General features: G+C 65.0%; 18 protein-coding genes and 1 tRNA gene. 6 read left to right on the top strand and 13 right to left on the bottom strand.

Going from position 1 to position 22,699, the window contains the following annotated elements; translation table 11 throughout:
* Positions 1–88: 88 nt before the first annotated feature.
* From pheT to AAC979_RS00505, 5 genes are all read right to left on the bottom strand, one after another.
* Positions 89–2,494: a phenylalanine--tRNA ligase subunit beta gene (pheT, locus tag AAC979_RS00525; RefSeq protein WP_371344842.1), complete on the bottom strand. Its 2,406-nt coding sequence runs from the start codon at positions 2,492–2,494 to the stop codon at positions 89–91.
* 86 nt (positions 2,495–2,580) lie between these two features.
* Complete coding sequence (pheS, locus tag AAC979_RS00520; RefSeq protein ID WP_371344840.1) at positions 2,581–3,681, bottom strand: phenylalanine--tRNA ligase subunit alpha; 1,101 nt, start codon at positions 3,679–3,681, stop codon at positions 2,581–2,583.
* Between the two features lie 221 nt (positions 3,682–3,902).
* Positions 3,903–4,271 carry a 50S ribosomal protein L20 gene (rplT, locus tag AAC979_RS00515; RefSeq protein WP_371344839.1) on the bottom strand — a complete coding sequence of 123 codons (369 nt, stop codon included), beginning with the start codon at positions 4,269–4,271 and terminating at the stop codon, positions 3,903–3,905.
* A gap of 31 nt (positions 4,272–4,302) precedes the next feature.
* Positions 4,303–4,503 carry a 50S ribosomal protein L35 gene (rpmI, locus tag AAC979_RS00510; RefSeq protein ID WP_018389390.1) on the bottom strand — a complete coding sequence of 67 codons (201 nt, stop codon included), beginning with the start codon at positions 4,501–4,503 and terminating at the stop codon, positions 4,303–4,305.
* 212 nt (positions 4,504–4,715) lie between these two features.
* The gene (locus tag AAC979_RS00505) at positions 4,716–5,840 is read right to left on the bottom strand and encodes an SH3 domain-containing protein (RefSeq protein ID WP_371344838.1); all 1,125 of its coding nucleotides are present in this window, start codon (positions 5,838–5,840) and stop codon (positions 4,716–4,718) included.
* Positions 5,841–6,109: 269 nt separating this feature from the next.
* Here AAC979_RS00505 and AAC979_RS00500 point away from each other — a divergent pair, with 269 nt between their 5' ends.
* Positions 6,110–6,916, top strand: coding sequence for an undecaprenyl-diphosphate phosphatase (locus AAC979_RS00500; protein ID WP_371344836.1), 807 nt, complete (start codon positions 6,110–6,112; stop codon positions 6,914–6,916).
* 68 nt (positions 6,917–6,984) lie between these two features.
* Here the strand turns inward: AAC979_RS00500 and AAC979_RS00495 are convergent, their stop codons facing one another.
* Positions 6,985–8,007 (bottom strand): complex I NDUFA9 subunit family protein, encoded by a 1,023-nt coding sequence (locus AAC979_RS00495; RefSeq protein WP_371344834.1) that lies wholly within the window; start codon positions 8,005–8,007, stop codon positions 6,985–6,987.
* Positions 8,008–8,371: 364 nt separating this feature from the next.
* Between AAC979_RS00495 and AAC979_RS00490 the strand changes: the two genes are divergently transcribed.
* From AAC979_RS00490 to AAC979_RS00480, 3 genes are all read left to right on the top strand, one after another.
* Positions 8,372–8,456: transfer RNA gene (locus AAC979_RS00490), tRNA-Leu, on the top strand.
* Between the two features lie 86 nt (positions 8,457–8,542).
* Positions 8,543–10,237, top strand: a complete 1,695-nt coding sequence (locus AAC979_RS00485; protein ID WP_371344833.1) for a tyrosine-type recombinase/integrase — start codon at positions 8,543–8,545, stop codon at positions 10,235–10,237.
* A 261-nt stretch (positions 10,238–10,498) separates the two neighbouring features.
* Positions 10,499–12,070: a hypothetical protein gene (locus tag AAC979_RS00480; protein ID WP_371344832.1), complete on the top strand. Its 1,572-nt coding sequence runs from the start codon at positions 10,499–10,501 to the stop codon at positions 12,068–12,070.
* Positions 12,071–12,105: 35 nt separating this feature from the next.
* Here the strand turns inward: AAC979_RS00480 and AAC979_RS00475 are convergent, their stop codons facing one another.
* Positions 12,106–12,768: a recombinase family protein gene (locus AAC979_RS00475; RefSeq protein WP_371344831.1), complete on the bottom strand. Its 663-nt coding sequence runs from the start codon at positions 12,766–12,768 to the stop codon at positions 12,106–12,108.
* A gap of 274 nt (positions 12,769–13,042) precedes the next feature.
* A complete protein-coding gene (locus AAC979_RS00470; protein WP_371344829.1) occupies positions 13,043–13,657 on the bottom strand; it encodes an HNH endonuclease in 615 nt (204 codons plus the stop codon).
* Positions 13,658–13,753: 96 nt separating this feature from the next.
* Here AAC979_RS00470 and AAC979_RS00465 point away from each other — a divergent pair, with 96 nt between their 5' ends.
* Positions 13,754–13,960, top strand: a complete 207-nt coding sequence (locus tag AAC979_RS00465) for a hypothetical protein (RefSeq protein WP_371344826.1) — start codon at positions 13,754–13,756, stop codon at positions 13,958–13,960.
* Between the two features lie 409 nt (positions 13,961–14,369).
* On the opposite strand, the gene AAC979_RS00460 is transcribed toward AAC979_RS00465, so the two are convergent.
* The 5 genes from AAC979_RS00460 to AAC979_RS00440 all read right to left on the bottom strand — a co-directional run bounded on the left by AAC979_RS00460 (position 14,370) and on the right by AAC979_RS00440 (position 21,724).
* Positions 14,370–15,701, bottom strand: coding sequence for a hypothetical protein (locus AAC979_RS00460; protein WP_371344825.1), 1,332 nt, complete (start codon positions 15,699–15,701; stop codon positions 14,370–14,372).
* Positions 15,702–17,115: 1,414 nt separating this feature from the next.
* Complete coding sequence (locus tag AAC979_RS00455; protein WP_371344823.1) at positions 17,116–17,298, bottom strand: hypothetical protein; 183 nt, start codon at positions 17,296–17,298, stop codon at positions 17,116–17,118.
* Positions 17,299–17,708: 410 nt separating this feature from the next.
* The gene (alsS, locus tag AAC979_RS00450; protein ID WP_371344822.1) at positions 17,709–19,382 is read right to left on the bottom strand and encodes an acetolactate synthase AlsS; all 1,674 of its coding nucleotides are present in this window, start codon (positions 19,380–19,382) and stop codon (positions 17,709–17,711) included.
* A gap of 18 nt (positions 19,383–19,400) precedes the next feature.
* Positions 19,401–20,204 (bottom strand): acetolactate decarboxylase, encoded by an 804-nt coding sequence (gene budA, locus AAC979_RS00445; protein WP_371344821.1) that lies wholly within the window; start codon positions 20,202–20,204, stop codon positions 19,401–19,403.
* A gap of 95 nt (positions 20,205–20,299) precedes the next feature.
* Positions 20,300–21,724, bottom strand: a complete 1,425-nt coding sequence (locus tag AAC979_RS00440) for a PLP-dependent aminotransferase family protein (RefSeq protein WP_371344820.1) — start codon at positions 21,722–21,724, stop codon at positions 20,300–20,302.
* A gap of 105 nt (positions 21,725–21,829) precedes the next feature.
* Between AAC979_RS00440 and AAC979_RS00435 the strand changes: the two genes are divergently transcribed.
* Positions 21,830–22,681, top strand: a complete 852-nt coding sequence (locus AAC979_RS00435; protein ID WP_371344818.1) for a DMT family transporter — start codon at positions 21,830–21,832, stop codon at positions 22,679–22,681.
* Positions 22,682–22,699: the final 18 nt, after the last annotated feature.

Genomic DNA, 22,699 nt, shown 5'->3' with positions numbered 1-22,699 from the left:
ACTCTAAGATAGAGCACGCGCCGATCAGCTTGCGATGCAAGCTGATCGGCGCGTGCTCTAGCGGCCGTCCGGGATGACCGTCGTCGCATCAGCCGCGCAGCGTCGCGCCGGTCTTCTTCGTCACCTCGGCGACGATCTTCGCCGCCACCGCCTCGATCTCGGCGTCGGTCAGCGTCTTCTCGCGCGGCTGAAGCGTGACGGAAAGCGCCACCGACTTCTTGTCCGCGTCGATGCCCGGCCCCTCATAGAGATCGAACACGTTCACGCCGGTGATCAGCTTGCGGTCGACGCCGGAAGCGGCCTTCACCATGTCGCCGGCGGCGACGCCGCGCGCCACCACGAAGGCGAAGTCGCGCTCCACCGGCTGGAAGGGGATCAGTTCCAGCAGCGGCTTCACCCGCGTCGCCTTGGCCTTGGGCTCAGGGATGCGCTCCAGCAGCACCTCGAACGCCACCAGCGGCCCCGCCGCATCCAGCGCCTCCAATACCGAGGGGTGCAGTTCGCCGAAATGGCCGATCACGTTCGGACCGAGCCGGAACGTGCCGGAGCGGCCGGGGTGGAACCAGGCGGGGGCGTCGGTGGAAATCTGCAGATTCGCCACCGGCGCGCCGCAGGCGGCGAGCAGCGCCAGCGCGTCCGCCTTGGCGTCGAAGGCGTCGACGGCGGCCGCCTTGCCGGCCCAATGCCGGCCGGCGCCGGAGGGCTTGGCGGTAGCGCGGCGCAGACCCGTCGCCGCGATGAACTGGTCCTGCGGCCGGTCGCCCTTGAACACCTGCCCGACCTCGAACAGCGCCACATCGCCGAAGCCGCGATCGGCATTGGCCTGCGCGGAACGCACCAGCCCCGGCAGCAGGCTCGGACGCATGTCCGAGAGATCGGCGGCGATGGGGTTGGCGAGCGCCAGCGCCGGCTGTCCGCCGCCGAACAGCTCCGCCTGCGGCTTGGGCACGAAGGACCAGGTGACGGCTTCCACCAGCCCGCGCGCGGCGAGCGCACGCTTGGCCTTGCGGGTGCGGAGCTGCAGCGTGGTCAGCACCGGCTTGCGCGCGGTCTCGTCGCGCGGGAAAGGCAGGGAGGGCACGCGATCGAGGCCGACGATGCGGATGACCTCCTCGACCAGATCCGCCTTGCCCTCCATATCGCCGCGCCAGCTCGGCGGGGTGACGCGCACCGTGCCGGAGGCACCCTCCACGGCGAAGCCGAGTGCCTTGAGCGTGTCGGTCTGTTCGGTCTCACTGGCGACCAGACCGGTCAGTCTTTCGGTCAGCTCCAGCGGGAAGTCGATCACCCGCGTGGTGTCGGGAATCGCGCCGGCCAGCACGATGTCGGAAGCCTCGCCGCCGCACAGATCGAGGATGAGCTTGGTCGCCAGCTCCAGTCCGGGGAGGGTGAAGGCGGGATCGATGCCGCGCTCGAAACGGAAGCGGGCGTCGGAGTTCAGCCCCAGCTTGCGGCCGGTCTGGGCGATGTTGATCGGCTCCCACAGCGCGGATTCGACAAGAACATCAACGGTTTCAGCGTCGCAGCCCGACTCCTCGCCGCCCATCACGCCGGCGAGCGATTCCACGCCCTTGTCATCGGCGATGACGCACATGGTTTCGTCGAGCGCATAGGTCTTGCCGTCGAGCGCCAGCAGGCTCTCGCCCGCCTGCGCGCGGCGCACGACGAGATTGCCGTGGACTCTCGAAGCGTCGAACACATGCAGGGGCCGGTTCTGGTCGAAGGTGAGCAGATTGGTCACATCGACCAAAGCATTGATCGGCCTGAGACCAATGGCCCGCAGCTTGGCCTGCAGCCAGTCCGGCGACGGGCCGTTCTTGACGCCACGAATAAGGCGCAGCGCGAAGGCCGGACACGGCGCGCCTTCCGCGATGGTGACGGACACCGGGCACGGGAAGGCCCCTGGCACCGGGGCGATCTCATCCTCTACCAGCCGGCCGAGGCCGGCGGCGGCGAGGTCGCGGGCGATGCCGTGCACGCCGAGGGCGTCGGCGCGGTTGGGGGTAACAGCGATCTCGATCACCGGATCGTCAAGGCCGATCCAGTCGACATAGGTGGCGCCCACCGGCGCATCGTCCGGCAGGTCGATAATGCCGTCATGGTCCTCGGAGAGCTGCAATTCGGCGGCCGAGCACAGCATGCCCCGGCTCTCCACGCCGCGAATGGAGCCGATGCCGAGAGTGATGTCCTTGCCGGGGATATAGGTGCCGGGCGGGGAGAACACGCTCTTCATCCCGGTGCGGGCATTGGGCGCGCCGCACACCACCTGCACCGGGTCGCCGCTCCCGGTGTCGACGAGGCACACGCGCAGCTTGTCCGCATTGGGGTGCTGAACGGCGGAGAGGACATAGGCGATGGTAAAGCCCTTGAGCCTGGCCGCCTTGTCCTCGACGCCTTCCACTTCCAGCCCGATGCGGTTGAGCGCGCCGGTGACGTCATCGAGCCCATAGTCGCCGGAAAGATGCCCGCGCAGCCAGGAGAGGGTGAATTTCATCGGACAAGCCCTTTGTCAGGCGTCATCCCGGCCGGAGCGAAGTCCAGAGCCGGGATCGTTGGACGTTTTTCGAGCGGGACGACGGATCAGGCGGAAAGCCCGCCCGCCAGCGTCGGGAAGTCGAGCGGGCGGAAGCCATAATGGGCGAGCCAGCGGACATCCGCCTCGAAGAAGGCGCGCAGATCCGGCATGCCGTATTTCAGCATGGCGATGCGGTCGATGCCCATGCCCCAGGCGAAGCCCTGATACTCGTCCGGGTCCAGCCCGCAATTGCGCAGCACATTCGGGTGCACCATGCCGCAGCCGAGAATTTCCAGCCAGTCCGCGCCCTCGCCGAAGCGGATTTCGCCCGGGCGCGAGCGGTCGCACTGGATGTCCACTTCCATGGAGGGCTCGGTGAAGGGGAAGAAGGAGGGGCGGAACCGCATCTTCACATTGTCCACCTCAAAGAACGCCTTGCAGAATTCTTCGAGGATCCATTTGAGGTGGCCGAGATTCGAGCCCTTGTCGATGACCAGCCCTTCCACCTGATGGAACATCGGTGTGTGGGTCTGGTCGCTGTCGGAGCGATAGGTACGGCCCGGGCAGATGACGCGGATCGGCGGTTTCTTCGACAGCATGGTGCGCACCTGCACCGGCGAGGTGTGGGTGCGCAGCACCAGGCGCGAACCGTCTTCCTTTGTCGGCAGGTAGAAGGTGTCGTGCATCTCCCGCGCCGGGTGCCCCTCGGGGAAGTTCAGCGCGGTGAAGTTGTGGAAGTCGTCCTCGATATCCGGGCCTTCGGCCACCGCGAAACCCATATCGGCGAAGATGGCGGTGAGTTCGTCGATGACCTGGCTGATCGGGTGCAGCCGGCCCTGCTCCGCCGGGGCCTCGCGCACGGGCAGCGTCACGTCGACGCGCTCGGTCTCCAGCCGCTTCGCCAGCGCGGCGGCCCTGAGTTCGGCGCGGCGGGCGGCGAGCGCCTCGTTGAGCCGGTCGCGCAGGCCGTTAATGGCCGGACCAGCGCTCTTGCGCTCCTCCGGGCTCATGCCGCCAAGGCTCTTGAGCAGTTCGGACACCGAGCCCTTCTTGCCCAGCGCGGCGACTCGGATCGCTTCCAGCGCCGGCTCGTCGCCCGCGCCCGCAATGCCGGCGGTCAGTTCGCGCTCCAGCGCGTCGAGATCGGGAAGGGCGGCAACGGGCATGATCGTCTCTTCTCGGCTGGACAGAGGTAACATGGCGGTCGGCATCCCCGGGCCTCGCCCGGCCATGACGGTGTTCGGCGTTGGCTGCGGCGGCTTATAGGCGAGCCGCGCGCCGCGCGCAAAGCCGACGCCAGGTGCCCCGCGCGAAAGCCACGAACGCGAAAAGCCCCAACGCTTGCGCGCGGGGCTTTCCCGTTTTCGGTCCCGGCATGTCGGGAAGGTCAGGCGGCCGGCTTTTCCAGCGCGGCCTTGGCCTGCTCGACCAGCGCCGCGAAGGCGGCGGGCTCGTGGATGGCGATATCCGAGAGCACCTTGCGGTCGACCTCGATCCCGGCCTTGCCGAGACCGTCGATAAATCGGCCATAGGTGAAGCCGAGTTCGCGGGTCGCGGCGTTGATGCGCTGGATCCAGAGCGCGCGGAAATTGCGCTTCTTCACCTTGCGGTCGCGATAGGCGTATTGCTGCGCCTTCTCGACGGCCTGCTTCGCGACGCGGATGGTATTCTTGCGGCGGCCGAAATAGCCCTTCGCCGCCTTCAGCACCTTCTTGTGCTTGGCGTGGGAAGTGACGCCGCGTTTGACACGTGCCATGGGGAAATCTCCTGGGACTGGCTAGGGGGCGTCAGCCGTTGGGCAGAAAATACTTGCGAACGTTGAAGGCATCACGCTCGGACATGACCGTGGTGCCGCGCTGGTCGCGGATCTGCTTGTTGGTGCGCTTGATCATGCCGTGGCGCTTATTGGCCTGGGCCATGATCACCTTGCCGGTGCCGGAGAGCTTGAAGCGCTTCTTCGCTCCGGACTTGGTCTTCATCTTGGGCATTTGGCTCGATCTCCACGGCCGGCGGCGCTCCCGCGAGGGGATGTCCCGGCCCAATCTAGTGTGAGCGTTCGAACCGCCACGGCAGCCCTTGTAGCCGGGCGGTTCTTGAAGGCCGCACCCTCTACAGGAGCGGCGGCATTATTTCAAGCGGGTGACAGGCTGATCAGGCGGCAGCGCCCGGCGATGTGGATACCGCCGGGCACGCCGTGAGGTCAGTTGCCGCAGCCGGGAGCGCCCGGCGGGCAGTTGCCCTTCCCCTGCCCTTGCCCCTGCCCGGGGCGTCCGCCCTGCTGCGATCCGCCTTGCGGCGGACGGCCACCCTGCTGCGGGCCACCCTGCGGCGGGCGGCCGGCACTGGGACCACCCGGCTTGCCGGGCCCGCCCCAGCCAGGCCCGCCGGGGCCGCCGCCGGGCTTGCCCGGTCCACCCCAGCCGGGACCACCCGGCTTGCCGGGATTGCCCGGGTTGCCGGGACCGCCAGGTCCACCGGGGCCACCCGGTTTGCCCGGCCCGCCCCAGCCCGGACCGCCGGGGTTGCCGGGACCGCCAGGGCCCCCGGGGCCACCCGGTTTGCCCGGCCCGCCCCAGCCCGGACCACCCGGCTTGCCGGGCCCGCCAGGTCCACCGGGGCCACCCGGTTTACCCGGCCCGCCCCAGCCCGGACCGCCGGGGTTGCCGGGACCGCCAGGTCCACCGGGGCCACCCGGTTTGCCCGGTCCGCCCCAGCCCGGACCGCCGGGGTTGCCGGGACCGCCAGGTCCACCGGGGCCACCCGGTTTACCCGGCCCGCCCCAGCCCGGACCACCCGGCTTGCCGGGACCGCCCCAGCCCGGATGGCCCGGGCCCCAATTCGGCGGACGCGGGCCCCAGCCACCGGGAGGCGGAGGACCCCAGCCACCCGGCGGCGGCGGACCCCAGCCCGGGCCGGGATACGGCCCCGGCCGGTAAGGCGGCCCCCAGCGATCATAGGTCGAGTACCAGGGTCGGCCGCGATAATAGCGGCCCCAATAATCGTTGAAGCTGAAGGCGATGATCGGCACGCCGATGGTCGGGGCGTAGTCGTAGAACTCGACCCGCTGGCCGCGATACACGGTCTCGATATACTGCGCCGCGACCCAGCCGCGCATGTCGTCAATACCGACATCGCACCAGCTATAATCGGCAAGGCAGCCGAAAATGGCCAGCGGCGCGCCTTCGGCGAGCACCACCACGACGGGGTAATCGACACCGGGCCCCGCCCGCAAATTGACATTCGTCGTCACAAATCCGCGGTCCTGCGCGACCGCGGCACCGGCAAGCGCCAGCCACAGCAGGGCGCCCGCAACCAATCTCTTCATGGAAAACTCCCAAACGCCGCCATTTCCGGGCAACGCCGACCAATGCCAAGGGGACGTGCCAGTTGAGGCGGTTTCATGTCTGCCCCAGCCCGGCGCGCACGCCACGCCCAGTATATTTGCACAGCCTTGCCCGGGGCTTCCACTGCGTCACGTTGCGAAGGCGACGCGAAGCGGACAGGATGCGCCCGCGCCGCCCCGGCGCCGCCCACCGCCCGCGCCACCGCCCGCGCATTGCCTGTCTCGCGCCCCTCTCCCTACGGATCAGCCCCATGTCGTTCGGCACTCTGCTCGAAGCCTTCCTTCTCGGCCTTCTGGAAGGCTTTACCGAGTTCCTGCCCGTCTCCTCCACCGGCCACATCCTGCTGGCAGGGCATTTCCTCGGCTTCGAAAGCGAGGGAAAAGTGTTTGAAGTCGTCATCCAGCTCGGCGCCATCCTCGCGCTGCTCGTGGTCTATTTCCGCCGCTTCCTCGATGTGCTGATCACCCTGCCGACGAGCCCGCGCTCGCGCAATTTCGTCATTGGCATCCTCATCGCCTTCCTGCCTGCGGCAGTGATCGGTGCCCTCGCCCATGGCTTCATCAAAAGCGTGCTGTTCGAAACCCCGGCTCTGATCTGCATCATGCTGATCCTCGGCGGCATTGTGCTGCTCTGGGTCGACACGCTGAAGATGCGGCCCGTTCACACCGACGCCATGGCCTTTCCGCCGCTTCTGGCGCTGAAGATCGGCTTCATCCAGTGCCTCGCCATGATCCCCGGCGTGTCGCGCTCCGGCTCCACCATTGTCGGCGGGCTGCTGCTCGGCGCCAGCAAGCCGGCGGCGGCGGAATTCTCCTTCTTCCTCGCGCTGCCGACCATGACCGGCGCCTTTGCCTATGACCTCTACAAGAATCGCGACGCGCTGAACGCAGACGACATGACCATCATCCTGGTGGGCTTCGTCGCCGCCTTCATCGCCGCGCTCGCCGTTGTGCGCGGGCTCATCGCCTTCGTCTCCCGCCACGGCTTCGCGCCCTTCGGCTGGTGGCGCATCGGCGTCGGTGGCGTCGGTCTGGTGGCGCTGGCGCTGGTGGGCTGAGGCGCAGGGCACAAAAAAGCCGCCGGCGCGACCACGCCGGCGGCTGTTCTGTGTGAAGGCGCGTGCGCTCAGGCAGCTTCCGGCCGCGAGAACTGGCCGGCCTTGCGGTAGCGCCAGAGATAGCCGGGCAGGATGGCGCCGAGCGCGGTCGGCGTGATGCCGAGCCCTTCCAGGGTTCGCCCTTCCGCCTTGGCGGCTTCGGAGACCACATTGTCGTAGCCCAGGAGACGGACCTGGTCGCGGGTGAGCAGCGGGTTCGGCAACAGTTCAAGGAAGCGGGCGTTGAAGGCGGCAAGCCCGGCCGGCATCGGCAGCAGCAGGCGCTTGCGGTCGATCTCGGCCAGCAGCAGCTCCATCAACTGCTTGAAGGTCATGACTTCCGGACCGCCGAGCTCATACACCGTGCCCGGCCGCGCCTTCTCGTCCACCGCGCGGGCGAAGGCTTCGGCGACATCGCCGACAAAGACCGGCTGGAAACGGGTGCCGCCGCCACCGATCAGCGGCAGAGCCGGGGAAAGCCGCGCCATGGCGGCGAAGCGGTTGAAGAAATCGTCCTCCGGCCCGAACACGATGGAGGGGCGCATCACCACCGCGCCCGGCACCACCTCCAGCGCTGCCGCCTCGCCCGCCGCCTTGCTGCGGGCATAGAGCGCCTCCGAGTCACCCGAGGCGCCGATGGCGGACATGTGGACCAGCCGCGCGCCGACCTCGCGCGCCGCCAGCGCCACTTGCCGCGCGCCGAAGCTGTGCACCGCCTCGAAGCTCTGGCGACCGCTCTCATGCAGCACGCCGACGAGGTTGATCACCACCTCCGCCCCTTCCGCCGCGCGCAGCACCGAGGCGGGGTAGCGCAGATTGGCCTGGACGGGGACAATCTGCCCAACCGCGCCGAGCGGCTGCAGATGGCCGGCAAGATCCGGCCGGCGCACCGCGACGCGCACCCGCCAGCCGAGCCGCGCCAGCGCGCGCACGACATGGCGGCCGATGAAGCCGGAGCCGCCATAGATCGTGACAAGCCGCTCCATGGGCGCCGGGCGCCGGGCCAGCTCGGCCTCGCTCTCCAGAGGCAGTTCCTTCGTGGTGTCGACCATGTCACGTCTCCCGGCCCGGCATTGGCATGCCACGACGATTAGCGCGCCGCTGCGGCAGCGTCCAGCACCCGTGCGCGCCGACCGGCCGGGCTTTTGCGCGCATACGGCACCGGCACGTCAAGGCGGGCCACAGGACCAGCTCGTCCCGGCGGTCTGTGCGCGCCCTTCGGCAGCGACGCGGCGCCGGCGGCACCGGACGCGGAGGCTGCAGCGGCAGGCCGGAAGCCGATGGCGGGCGGCGCGGCTGCGCGCCCGACAATCACCCCGGCGAGATTTCCACCGCTTGATGCCGTCTTGCGCGAAAGGTGCGTTGACAAGAGGGAGCCCACCCGACTATCTCTCGCCGCCGTGCCGCAAGGCACATGCCCAGGTGGCGGAATTGGTAGACGCGCTGGTTTCAGGTACCAGTGGGTAACACCGTGGAGGTTCGAGTCCTCTCCTGGGCACCAGCATACCGCAGAATTTTGCGGTATCAAAAGGTCAAGCCTTTTCAAGGTCCTGTCGGTGTCGCACTGTGTAACAACGGTGTGCAACGATGGGTCTTTGGCTTGTGGCGCCGATGAAGCGCAAAAATTCTTCCAATCACCAATTCGTCCAGCGAATCCCGGCGGACGTTCGGCCGCGACTGGTCGGCGTGACGCTGGAGGTGCCGCTAGGCGCTGACTTCGTGCCCGTCTCCATATCGGGGAGCGCACAGGCCATTCGGGTCTCCCTACGCACATTCGACCCCAGCGAGGCGAAACGCCGGCAGGCGACCATTATCGCCCATCTGGAGGGCATCTATGCGGGCCTGCGAGCGGCGGTGCCCGCCACGCTCTCGCATAAGCAGAGCGTCGCGTTGTCCGGCGAAGTCTACCGCGCGTGGGCGGAGGAGTTGGAGACCTCCAAATCCATCACGATCCAAGCCGAGGCCGATGGCACCCTCGTGCGTGAGCACGGCATAGACCCGGAGGAGCAAGCCGCCGGCCGTCGCCGTGCCGCCGAAAAGCTCCTTGCGGCAGCGCCCGAGGACCGGGAGCGCGAAGTTGGCCCGCTGGTGAATCGCATCTTGCTGCGCAACGGCATTCCCTCCGTCGATGAACCGTCTCGCCGCCTGCTTCTTGGCGAGTTCATCAAGGCGCTTGCGGACGGGCTGGAGGCCAGCGCCCGGATGGCGGAAGGCGACTACAGCGAAGACCCGAAGGCCAAGCGCTTCCCCGAATGGCAACCGCCCGCCCCTCCCCCCAAGCCCTCCAAGCCCCCGAAAGCGGCGCCGGCCGTGTCCATGCGTGGCCTCTTTGCGGAGTGGTGGCGGGAGGCGGAACGCGCCGGCCGGTCGGTAAGCACCAAGGACGGCTACAGCACCGCTCTGGAGCGCCTTATCGCCTTCCTCGGGCATGATGACGCCGCGAAGGTGACCGCCGAGGATATCGTGCGGTTCAAAGATCACATGGTGTCCACGCCGAGCCCGGCCACGGGCAAGCCGCTGAGCGCCAAGACCATCAAAGACAGCTACCTCGCGGGTCTCAAGAGCGTGTTCGGGTGGGCCGTCGTCAATTTGAAGCTCGCCAGCAACCCCGCCGAGAAGGTGTCCATGAAGTCGGCGCGGAAGCAGAAAGTCAGGCAACCGTGGTTCACGGAGGAGGAGGCGAGCGCGATCCTCTCTCCCGCCCTCAACGCCAAAAGGGAAGACGGGGAGCCGGCGCAGCGGTTCGCCCTCCGGCGGTGGGTTCCGTGGCTCTGTGCCTATACCGGGGCGCGGGTCGGGGAGATGGTCCAGCTACGCAAGCAGGATGTCCGGCAGGAAGCTGGGCAATGGGTGATCTCCATCACGCCTGAGGCCGTCACGGTGAAGGGCGGTCAAATGCGAACCGTCCCGCTGCATCCGCACCTCGTGGAGCTTGGTTTCGTGGAGTTCGTCCAGTCGGCGCCGGCCGGCTTCCTGTTCATGTGGTCCGGCACCGAGCGAGCTTCGTGGCGCTACGCCAAAAAGATCATCACCGAGGAAGTGCGCAAGGTCGTGACAGACCCGAACGTCCAGCCCAATCACGGCTGGCGCCACACCTTCAAGGCGCTGGGTGGCGATGCCGGCATTGAGCAGCGGACGCTGGACGCCATACAGGGCCACGCACCCCGCACGGAAGGCGAGACCTATGGCGGCGTGACGATCAAGGCCATGGCGGCGGCGCTGGAGCGGTTCCCCTGGTTCGTCACCAAACTGCCGGAGCGTCACTCCCGCTTGACGGAATAGTATTCCCCGCGAACGCGCCCTGCTGGCGCCTCTTCGAATTCGCAGCAGCTTACCGCTTCATAAATTGCTATAGTGGGCAAAGCGGAATTCATTCCGTCGACTGACCGCGTCCAACGGGCCTGCCTGTGGGGATATCCATGCGTCTAATATAAAATATTATAGCACGATAGTTTTATAAATAAAAATATTCATCAATATTTACAATATAATTCACCACGAATCTTAAATATTTGACGCAACATCAAACTCATGACATCAAAAATGATCAAAAAACCGGTAAACATTTCCGATCATTTCGAGCAGTTGCGACCTGCAATAATACGGTCTACCGGATCCACTCCGTCGGAGCGTTACCTAGCAAAATTATCAGATAGAACCTTCTTGAATCTATGGTCTTATCCAAATCCATTTCGAGCGCAAAAACTATCTGGAAATGGCGAAGGTAAAGAGCTGTGCGATCTTCTTGTTGTATGTGAACCACACATTATTGTGTTTTCCGAGAAAAATATAACTTGGCCAAATGCAAATCTCAATGTTGCGTGGCCACGGTGGTTTCGAAAGGCTGTATTAGCGGCAGCATCTCAGCTAAAGGGCGCCGAACGATGGATCAAAGATTTTCCAGATCGTATATTTCTTGATCGTGAGTGCAAAGAAAAATTTCCACTTAATCTTCCATCTCTGGAAAATCGCCGCTTTCACCGAGTCGTCGTTGCACGAGGAGCTGCCGAAGCCTGTCGTGGCTTTTTTGAAGGCGGCCTTGGGACGCTTATTATTGATCCGTCCATCAAAGGAGAGGATCATTGTCGACCCGAGTCACAGACCTACTCTCCCTTTACCGTGGGAGATATTGACCCTAGTGGCGATTTTGTGCATGTTTTTGACGAAACTGCACTTGATATTGTAATGAATGAACTTGATACAATTTCCGACTTCACTGAATATTTAGATAAGCGATCAGCTTTCATACGATCCGGGCACCTTGGATTGGCTCATGGAGAAGAAGACTTACTCGCCTATTATGCAGTTCGAATGAACGAAAATGGCGAGCACGACTTCACCCCACCAAATGGCCCCATATGGAAAGACGGTGACATTCTAGCCATAGGGCCAGGGCACTATCAGTCCTACATATCGAGCCCCGAGTACTCGGCACGATCTAAAGCAAATGAAAATTCATATGTTTGGGATCGTTTGATTGAGACCTTCACAAATCATATGTTGGGAGGAACATCTATTGTTCTTCCTGGATTTGAATACTCTCTAACCGAAAGCGAGATTGCTGTCAGACATATGGCTTTACAGAATCGCTTTCTCCGGCGAAGCCATAGTGAAGCGATACTTGGTGCCTTAGAGAGAGGCCGTCATGGCGACTCATTCTTTCGAGCTATGATATCCCCGGAAGGCTCGCCCCGCCACGAGACGGGGTTCTTCTTCCTTACACTTAAATACAAAGACTGGATGGATGAGACAGGCGGGTATGAAAAATATAGGCTGATGCGGACGCATTACCTTAAGACATATGCCCAGTCATTTCTGATGAAGTACCCAAGCATGCAGAGAATTATCGGCATAGCAATGGAACCTCCAGGTCAAGGGCGGGGAGCTTCGGAGGACATAATATATGGAATACAATCGGAATGGACGGAAATTGACCGCCAGAACGCCCAAAGAGACTGCGAGGAACTTGGCATTATGAGAAATGTCCAAGAAAAGAACCATCACAGCGCGGAATTCCCCCTAACCTCGCCCACCAAAACACGAGCTAATCAAGGATTTTATGGGAATCGCAAGCAGCGCAGGGCACAGGCAGCACGTGAACGAAAGAATCGCTAGTTTCTCCGTGAGTGCATTCTTCTAAGCGCAGAATATCATAGCGCACTAGACCGTTCCAGCACCCGCTTAACCTGCATGGCCGTCCATTGGCCGCCGCGCGATGTCGCCACCTGCATGTCATTGAGCGTCCCGGCGATGCTGGCGAGGGTCTGGCCTGACTGGCGCAGGGGACCAACGATCTGCATGACCTTCCGGGCCTCCGCCGCCGCCTTCTCCTGAATGGCCGCGTTGCGCTTCATGGTGGCGTCCCGGAGACCTCCAAGCTGCCTCCCCTTCTCCTTAGCGATGGCGAGAGCGGCCTTGGTGCGCTTGGAGATGAAGTCGCGCTCCTGTTCCGCCAGCGCCGCGTAGATATGAAGCTGGAAGTTATCCGCGAAAGGCATGGAGGCCACCCGGAGCCGCACCCGCTTGTCGTCCATGATGCTGGCGATGAAGGAGACCTTGCGGCTCAAGCGGTCCAGCTTGGCGATGAGAAGCTCCGCGCCAGTCTCCCGCACCAGCTTCAGGGCAGTGGCCAATTGCGGGCGGTCATCGCTCTTGCCTGAGAGTATGTCCTGAAATTCCCCGATGACCTCCCAAGGCTCCTCCGAGAAGTTGGCGAGGAAGATGTCTATGTCTCTACGTTGCGCCTCCAGCCCGAGGCCGCTCTTTCCTTGATCCTCGGTGCTCACTCGCGTGTAGATGACATAGCGTTTCACGTCGCGGCTTCCCTTCATGTGCCCTGCCGATGATTCTCCTTCGTCAATTATCTAATGTCAACGTTGGTTGTGGGTGTTATTTCGCGCCAAGGAAACGCCGAGGGGGCCCCGGCAGGCAGGCCAGCGGGCGGAAGCCTCACGCAAAGACCACGGGCACCCTCCACCCACCCACCTGGGGGAAAGCTGCCAATTGCCACGTATGTTCGAGAATTCGCTTGAGGCACCCGTGGGGCAATCCGGGATGCCGAAATGCGCGGCTCTGGAGGCGGCTGGGTCAGTAGTCGAGCTGCACCACGATCCGAATGGGTGGCTCCTCGCCCTCGACAACATCGCGACCGTGGTTCGGGTGATAGCCGGCGGCGATCTCCGCCACCTCACGCGCCCTGACAGCCTCCTCCTCGGTGTCGAACCGACCAAGGTGCAGCCTTACGCCCTCCACGGTGATCCCTGCCCGAAAGCGGCCTCTGGCGCGGGGCCGGTCAACTCCCAACGGCAGAAGGCGACCATTGCGGCGACGCCCCAAGTTCTGCCGGTTTTCCGAGGACGTGACAGGACGAAGGTTTTTCCATCGGTTGTCATCGCGGCGGTGGTTGATGTGGTCCAGTTCTGTCGTGGGCCATGCCCCCTTCTGGATCAGCCACGCGAGGCGGTGCTCGGGGTAGCGGCGCCCGAATATGCGAACTCCCCGGTAACCCGTGTCCGATTTCAGCGTACCGGCCTGCCTCCCGGCGTACCTGCTGTTCCAACTCCGATGCTCGGCGTCAGACGTGAACCACTTTCGGGCTCGCACCTGCCAAAGCATGACGCCCGTCTCCGGGTTATACGCAAGGAACTCACGGGCAATCTCGGCGGTAACCTCGTGGGAGACCTGAGGGTTTCTTTCGTTCATTGATCCTTGATCCTTCATAGGAGACCGGAGGAGCTTCATGGCTTCCTTCCGGGTTGTGTGCGGTTTCGGCATCTCTTCCGGAGACCGCCGGGCTGCGTGATGCTGACGGCACGCGCGGCCCCGATGCTCCACCGCATGGGCGCACTTACAGGCACCGCGAGGCGGGCGCCTGAGGCGGAGACCCATTGGCGGCGATGGGAGAATGCGGCGGGAGAGCGCGAGGCCGGCATGGTGGCGGTGCTGGAGGGGGCCGAAGGCGGGGCGGCGATGGCGGGGAGCCCGATGGGATGGGCCGGCCTGTAGTCGAGAGGGTGACTGAGAGGAGGAACTTGGGGTGGAGGGGGATATTCATCCGCTCTCCCTCCCGCTCAAGGAGGACACACAGAGTTATCCGGTATCTACTCAGTGACCTTGAGCACTATAGGCCGGGACACCTCTCGCCCCCTCTAGGTGCAATAAGAGGTCGATGATGGTCGAAGACCAGACCTCCACCTTGTTACCTAAAGCCCCCACCTAGAGCCTCCTTCCCCCATTAGTGGCCGGTTAGCAGAAAAATCCCGAGGCGATGGCATTTTAACTTGTAGGTCTGCGATTCTGTCGAGTATAATGCTTCACGCCTGATGATTGCAGCCGCGATGGTCCGGCCTTCAAGCTACAGCCAAATGGGAAGGGTCAGACGGGGCAAACGTCTGGCCCTTTTCCATGTCCTCCATCACGCCGCGCCAACAGCGGGCCGCCTTACGGCCTTCTCCCGCACGGGGAGCGCCTGCCCAAGTTCCCGCGCCGATACGACCTGCATGACCTCCATGGCCTCCTCTCGATCGGATATGCGGACCTGAAGGCCATCGTGGAGCCCTTGGGCCGAAACGCCCCGCCGCTCCAATTCGAGGAGCACCGCCATAAGCAGCCGGCTCTCATCGGCCATAAGCTCCACCCCGATATCCGTCCCAAAGCAGCCCGCAATGGCAGGATGCCGCCGGGCCATCGCCTCATGCAAACGCTGGGCATTCCACCCCTCAGGCAGCGCGGCCTTAAGCTCCGGCGCCAGCCGGCGCATCTCGGTGGAGCGCGAGAGGAGCGAGAGGAGCCCCAGCTTGGCGCCTTGGCGGTGCTCCTCCAGTCCGGGGATGTCATAGGCGTCGCTATTGGGGATGCTGCCAGTGACCCTGAGATACGCCAGCATGGCAAAGCAGGAGCTATAATCGAGGTCCGCGATGGGCTCCCCCGCGATGGCGATGCGGTGCCGCTCGGTAGACTTCAGGTTCTGCCACCAGCCTCCAACCAAGCGGCCATTGAGGTTGAACGCGGGGGCGTCTTGAGGAGAGCGGAGGAGGAACGTCCGCCGGAGGGCCACCGGCACTTGAGGCTCCCCGTCGAACGTCATGGCGGAGTCGTTGAGGAAGGCATTGAGCCGCTGGACCTCGGAGCGGAGGCGCATGGTCTCCTCCGTGTCGCTGTACGGCATCAGCGCCTTGGGCATGGGGTTGCTCCCAAAGGGAGCCTCCCCGGTGCGGGCATTGAGCCATACCGCCTCGCCACCCAGTTCCCGGCCGATGTCCCGGAGGCGGACACCATGACGCTCCAAGTCTGCCTTGAACGCCTCCGTGGGCTCCACCGTGGTGGCGAACTGCTTGTAGAGATATGGGTACCGTTTCAGGACTCCCATCGTCTCCAATGCCGCGAGGGTCTCCGCAAGGATGCGCCTCGGGTAATCCGCGCGGTCATATCTCGTGGCCTTGATCTTGGCGGTGGATACTCCTAGGCGGGTGGAGGGCGCGGCGTGGGGGCTGAGAGCGACGGCGGCAAGATTCGCCACAAGGCTAGAGACGGCAAGCTCCTTCCGGGCCAGTGCATCGCGGCGGGCGGCGCGGGTGCCGGGAGAACGGGGCGCGGCGGCTGAGAGGCGGGACATGATGGTATCTGTGAGCGTCTTCAGCGTATCGCCCTGACAGGTGAGCCAAGGATCTATGAAGACCGACGTGAAGTCGCCTCGGCGCTCCTCCCCTGCCCCGCCAGCCGGTCGGCTTGGGGGGTAAATGGTCATGGGTGATCCTGCCTGAAAAATTGCATAGGGGTTGCTCCGGGTTGTCGGATTGGGAATGCGGAGGAGGCGCCGAACGGCTCCCCCCGGCATGGCCGCTAATTGGGCCGCAAGGCGTCCAGTATCTTTTGACCGCCGGGTTGCTGCGTCTGCCGCCGCTCCTGGTTCTTCTGATGGGCACCCATGGCAGGCAGAAAGGGGAGAAGCTTCGTGGTGATAGGGGTGCGGGCGGATGCGCCCCGCCGACGTCAACGGCCGCTAGTGAGCAGCCCGAAAGGACAAAGTTGGCAGCGGCTTAGCCATAGTGGCCGCTTCCGTATGGGTCTCGCACGGGTGCCGTGGATGGTCGACAGGGTGCCTTGGAGTGGCCGCGCGAGGTGCATCGGGGGACCGGGTGACGGCACTGATTCAGTGTCTCGCGGGCATCACCCAATGTCGCCGCATCGGGGCTCCTGCATGAGGCCAGCGTTATGCTGATTTCAAGAAGGAGGCTATTTATCTGCAACTGCGTTGTGTCATGCGAAAAAGTATTGCGCCGTAGAGACTTGAGGAGAGATCGACCTTCGGCAATGCGGGCGGCCATGGCGGACGGCCCGGCCTCCCCACATGGATACCGGAGGAGCACCACCATGGAGCAGAAGGAGCAGCCCCCCGTGGTCGCCGCAGGGAGCAGGGCCATGGAACAGCATCAGCCCTCCGCGCCACAGGTCATTGCTGAATCCCAGCCGAGGCGGTTTGGGCGCTTACTTCCTTTCAATACGTACCGGGCCACTTAAGTCCTTGATTTAATTTGATCAGACTTCGCCCGTGGCTTTAGGTTCGGTAGCGGGTTCGCCGTGTCCACAGCATTCAGCCGGGCAATGCAATCGTTCAACGGTGTGCCTATGGGTAGACGGCACAGGTCCGCCATTAGGCCAATCTGGGCCTCGCTCATGACCCCGCAGGGTATTTCATCGGCCCGAAAGGGGCGGCAAGTAATCCCCCTGCCGGCCCGCCCCGATTTCCGCCTTCGTAGGTAGAGAACGTGGGTGTCAAAGTGTGCCCGGCAGTATCCCCTCTTGAAGACCGCCTCCCCGCACAAGCCCCCTTCAGTCGCCGGAGTATCCCTATAGGGCGTGGATCGCCCCTCGGTCGGCATAATGAGCGCGGAGCAACGGCCCTCTTTTACTGCCCTTTTGATTGCAGGGGCGAGACGCTCCTCCAGTGCCTTCTCCTGCTGCCGCTTGGCAAAGAGGTGGCGTCGAGTCAGAGGGCTAATATCGCTACCTCGATGGCTGGCCCTGATTTTCTTGTAGTGCATATGATTCCATGCAGGTTCGCCCAGCAACTGCCGGCATAACGGTCGGCGCATCGCAACTGGAAAAAGCGGCTGGCCGGGTTCAAGAGGACGCCTAACTTCTAGCCGGTCCCGATTCCCCTACGCCTCGGCGTCTGCTTGCGGGAGCCATGCGGCCATGTTCCGGCGTTCGCGCCAATCGGCCAAGAAGGTGGCGACCTCCCATCCCTCCACATGTCGGAGCGCGAAGTCGATGGCCTCGGCGTCGTTCGTCGGGAGGGAGGGAGCAGCGGCGGCGCTGGGCGATGTGCTGGCGGTTTTCATGCGCAATCTCCTGTTCGCATTGCGCCCGCCATTATGGTGACGCCGGGTTGCGCCGCAACAGCTTTAAACTCTGCATATGCGTAGCGTCGGCAGAGAAGGCGAGAAGCCGCTGCGCTACAGATATGTGTAACAATCGCTGGACGGGCCTGCCTGAAAGCCTTATCCTTCAAAGCTTCTCGTGCGTCGCCGCTCGGTCCTCTCCTGGGCACCAATTGACCGTCCAAGACGGTCCTGAGACTACCGAAAAGCCGCTGAAACCAAAGGGTTTCGGCGTTTTTTCGTTTTGAAAGGTCCCGCGCTCTCTGCCGGATAGGACGGTTTGTCGGCATCGGGGTGCCTGCGCCAGCGGGCGACGGCGCAGGCGGAGAGCGACGCGGGCCGCCGCCCCCGGCCGGGCGCCGGGCTTCGGCTCAGTGGAAGGCGTTTTCGCGCGCCTGCTCGAACAGCTTCACGTTGTCGCGGTAATCCACATGCACGCCGATGATCACCGGGCCAGGGGTCTCGAACGCCTTGCGCAGAACGGGGAGGATGTCATCGGCCGAGGTGATCATCACCCCCGTCGCCCCGAAAGCCTCGGCATATCGGACATAGTCGACCGGCCCGAATTGGACGCCCGAGCCGCGCCCGTATTTCAGCTCTTCCTGCACCTTCACCATGTCGTAGGCGCCGTCGATCCAGACCATGTGGACGATGTTGGTGCCAAGACGCACCGCCGTCTCCAGTTCCATCGCCGAGAACAGGAAACCGCCATCGCCGGAAATGGAGAGCACCTTCTCGCTCGGCCGCACCAGCGAGGCGGCGATCGCCCAAGGCAGCGCGACGCCGAGCGTCTGCTGGCCGTTGGTGATCAGGATCTGGCGCGGGCGGAAACTGTACATGTAGCGCGCGATCCACAGATGGAACGAGCCCATGTCGAGGCAGACGGTGACGTCGTCGCTGAGGAACTGCTGCAGGTCATGCACAAGCCGCAGCGGATGGATCGGCACGCCGCCGCGCCTGGCGGCACCTTCCGCGAGCAGGCGCCGCTCAGTGTCGATCCGGTGCAGCATCGCCGCCGAGAGGGCCGGCTTGCCGTGACGGGCGAGGCCGGCGGTCAGCGCCTGCAACGTCAGCGCGATGTCACCGACAAGTTCGACATAAGGCTGGTAGTCGGCATCGAGCGTCGCAGGCAGCACGTCGACATGGACGATCCGGCGCGTCTTGCCGCGGTTCCATTCCGGCGGCCAGTATTCAACCGGATCATAGCCGATGGTGATGATGAGATCGGCGGCGTCGAGCAGTTCGTCGCCCGGCTGGTTGTGCAACTGGCCGACCCGGCCGCCGAAATTCTCGAACAGCGAGGCGCCGACCGCGCCGGCTGCCTGGAACGTGCCGACCACGGGCAGATTGCCCTTGGTCAGGAAAGGTTGCAGCGCGGCGGCGGCATCCGGCCGGCTGGCCAGCATACCGAGCAGGACCACCGGATTGGCGGCGGCATTGATCAGCCGCGCTGCCTCGGCGATGCCGGCCGGGTCAGCCGGGCCGGGGCCGGAAAAGCGCGGCGGCGCGACCGGCGACTGCGGAGCGGGGGCCCTCATCACATCCATCGGCAAATTCACATAGCTCGCCCCGGCCCGCCCGCTCTCCGCCGCGCGGAACGCATTGCCCATGACTTCGGCGATCTGCTCGGTGGCGCCGACGCTGATCGCGTATTTCGTCACCGGCTTCAGGATCGCGATGGCATCCATGGACTGGTGGATGTGCTTGTCCGCCTCCGCCACCGCCACTGCGCCGCCAAGAGCGATCACGGGGTCGCCCTCGCTATTGGCGGTGGCGAGCCCCGTCACCAGATTGGACACGCCGGGACCCGACGTGGCGATGCAGATGCCGGCCTTGCCGGTCATGCGGCCAATGCCGCCGGCGATGAAGGCTGCGTTCTGCTCGTGGCGGCAGACCACCGTCTCGATGCTGGAGGATTCCAGCGCGTTGAACACCGCGTCGATCTTCGCGCCGGGAATGCCGAACACATGCGTCACCCCCCGCTCTTCCAGCGCGCGCACGACGAGTTCGGCGCCGATCTGAGCCGGTTTCGTTTCATCGGACATGATATTCCCCGGAGTGTGTCAGTGGCCGCGCTCGGCGGCGTTGAGCTCCGCCGCGATGTCCCTGTGGAGATTAGCTTTCAGATAGGCCTCGGTTTCCGGCAGGACGAGGCGGTAGTCGGAGAGCGCCTCGATGGCGAAGGCGAGCGTGTCCGCCCGCACGTCGAGCACATGACCGCCATGCTGCCGGTCGTCGGAAATGAAGTGGAAATGGTAGCCCTCGACGCTGAAGGCACTGGCAAAGCTGGGCGACCAGATGCCGACCAGCGTGCCTTCGACATCCTCAAACACGAATTCGCTCTGCGATTTCGCCGCCTCGGCCAGCGCGGTACCCGGCGCCGGCGGGTTCACCACGCGGGCCTTGACGTAGGGGAAGTGGCCATGCAGGCGCAGCGCGTAGAAAATGTTGTCGGAGTTGCGAAGGGCGTCGCACTTGGCTTCGAGATCCGCGAAGCTGATGACACTGGGCAGGCTGCCCGTGGCGTCGGGGGAAAAAGCAGTGATGACGGCGAAGGGCGCGCCCGCCTCCGCGGTCGCCTCCGTCACCTTGCCGGAACCCTGCGCCTGATAGGCGCGCCCGTCCAGCACCACCATCTCGCCATCGAGACCGGCGAAAGTGCCGAGGCCGAAGTTGCCATGCTCGAGCAGCGTTGCGACGGTTACTTCCTTGTCATACACGCCGGCGACCAGAGCGCCGGAGGTGGAAACCTGAAACACGGTGTGGACGCTCAAATCCACATGGTCGGAGAGGATGGATAAAATCAACCAGTCGCGGCTGATCTTCTTGCGCGCGGCCTCTTCATCAAGCGCCTTCTTCAACGACACGGGGATATCCAAGGTTGTTCTGGCCATTAACCGATCCCTTGATGGTAAACCACTTCCCGTAACGACGTTTTCTGTACCATAGTGCGGAATGCCGCTCAACGCGCAGCTTGCCGAAACGCCGGCTCGGCACAGGCGCGTTGCAGGAAGTCGAGTACCGGCGGGGTCGTCTGGGTGACGTTGAACCGCAAGAAATCGGACGCCGCCAGGCTGACGCTGAAGACGTTGCCCGGCGCCAGCACGATACCCTGCTGCAGGGCGCGCTGCGCGACCTCGGAAGCGTCCCGCCCGTCCGGCAGCCGACACCAGAGATAAAAACCGCCACGCGGCAGCGTCCAGGCCTGCAGGCCGCAGCGGGCGAGTTCCGCACCAACCTCGCGCCGCCGCCGCGCCAGCCGGCCGCGCAGGGAGCCGAGGTGACGGTAATAGCCGCCCTCGCTCAGGGTGCGGAAGACGAGTTCCGCGGCGAGCGGGCTCGGGCCGCCGAAGCCGGTGGCGAGTTGCAGGTCCACCAGCGCCTCCGCCAGTTCCGGCCGCGCGGCGATGTAGCCGCAGCGAATCGACGCCGAGAGCGTCTTGGAGAAGCTGCCAATGCGGATCACCCGGTTCAGCCCGTCGAGCGCGGCGAGGCGCACAGAGCGTTCCGGCTCGAAATCGGCGAAGATCTCGTCCTCGACAATGATGAGATCCTGCGCCGCCGCAGCCGCCAGCAGGCGATGGGCGGTGTGGGGCGAAAGTGTCGCGCCGGTCGGATTATGCAGCGCGGAATTGGTGAGGTAGAGGCGCGGCCGGTGTGCCGCCAGTGCCGCCTCGAACGCCGCGACATCGGGGCCAGCGGGCGTATAGGGCACCCCGACGATCCGCACCGCATGCGCTTGCAGCAGCGCGCGGAAATTGAAATAGCAGGGATCGTCGACCAGCACCGTGTCGCCGGGACGCACAACATGGCGGCAGATCAGGTCGATCGCCTGGGTGCCGGAACTGGTCAGCAGCAGGTTCTCGGGGCCCGCCGCGATCCCCTCGCCGGCGAGGCCGCGCACCAGCAGCCGGCGCAGCGCCAGCGAGCCGCGGGTCGAGCCATATTCCAGCAGCGTCGCCTCATCGGTCTTCGCCGCCGCCCGCAGGGCGCGGCGGATAGCGGCGAGCGGCATCCAGTCCGGCGGCAGCCAGCCGCAGCCGGGCCGCAGCGTCCCGCGCGCAGCGTCGAGCGACTGGCGCGACACCCAGAAGGGATCGACGGCGCGCGTCGTCGGCGCCGAAACCTCGCTGACCGCCGGCGGAAGCGCCGCCGCGACATAGAAGCCCGCACCCGGCCGGGGGCGGATCAGCCCTTCGGCGGCGAGCCGATCATAGGCTTCCGCGACGGTCGAGGGTGAAACCGCCCGCTCGCGCGCCAGCTGACGGATGGACGGCAGCTTGTCGCCGGGCAGCAGCGCCTGGCTGGCGATGAGGCGTCGTATCGCCAGCCGCACGCCATCGGTGCGCCCCGGAGGCGGCGCTGGGTCAGGCTCGCGCGCGGTCAACTGTATGGCTCCGTATGGCCTCACTGTTCGGCGCCACCCTACGCAACCGTCCCTGTTCCCGCCAGTCCCAGGCGCCTAAGCCAAGGCGCAACAGGGGAGAATGCGATGGCAAAGGGCTGGTGGAGCGGCCTGATCGGCGTGATCATCTTCAGCGGCTCGCTGCCGGCGACACGGGTGGCGGTCGCCGGCTTCACGCCGCTGTTCCTCACCTCGGCGCGGGCGGTCATCGCCGCGCTTCTGGGAGCGGGGCTGCTGTTCCTGCTGCCGCAGCAACGCCCGGCGCGGGCGGATGCCGGTCCCCTCGCCGTGGTCGCGGGCGGGGTGGTGGTCGGCTTTCCCCTGCTCACGGCACTGGCGCTGCAGCACATCACAGCCGCGCGCTCCATCGTCTTCATCGGGTTGCTGCCGCTCGCCACCGCCCTGTTCGGCGTGCTGCACGGCGGCGAGCGGCCGAAGCCCGCCTTCTGGCTGTTCTCGGTGGTCGGCGCCGCCACCGTTGCCGGCTTCGCCGCCGGCAATGGCGTGCCGAGTTCGGTGACGGGTGATCTGCTGATGGTCGGCGCGGTGCTGCTCTGCGGGCTCGGCTATGCCGAGGGAGCGCGGCTGTCGCGCCACCTCGGTGGCTGGCAGGTGATTTCCTGGGCGCTGCTGCTCGCCCTGCCGCCGATGCTGGCTCTCGCGGTGGCGACGCGGCCGGACACGCTGGCGCCGGTCAGTGCCGGCGCCTGGGCCGGCCTCGCCTATGTCTCGGTGTTCAGCATGCTGGTCGGCTTCGTCTTCTGGTATCGCGGCCTCGCGCTGGGCGGCATCGCGGCGGTGGGCCAGCTACAATTGCTTCAGCCTTTCCTCGGGCTGGCATTGGCGGGGCTTCTGGTGGGCGAGCAGGTGTCGTGGACGATGATTGCCGCCACCGCTCTCGTCGTGCTGTGCGTGGCGGGCGCGCGGCGCTTCGCCTAAGGCGGCAATGCCTAACGC

Origin of the sequence: Ancylobacter sp. IITR112 (genome assembly GCF_041415945.1) — a bacterium.
GTDB lineage: Bacteria > Pseudomonadota > Alphaproteobacteria > Rhizobiales > Xanthobacteraceae > Ancylobacter.
Note: the sequence above shows the minus strand (reverse complement) of the source record. Positions and strands in the feature narration are given on the sequence as shown.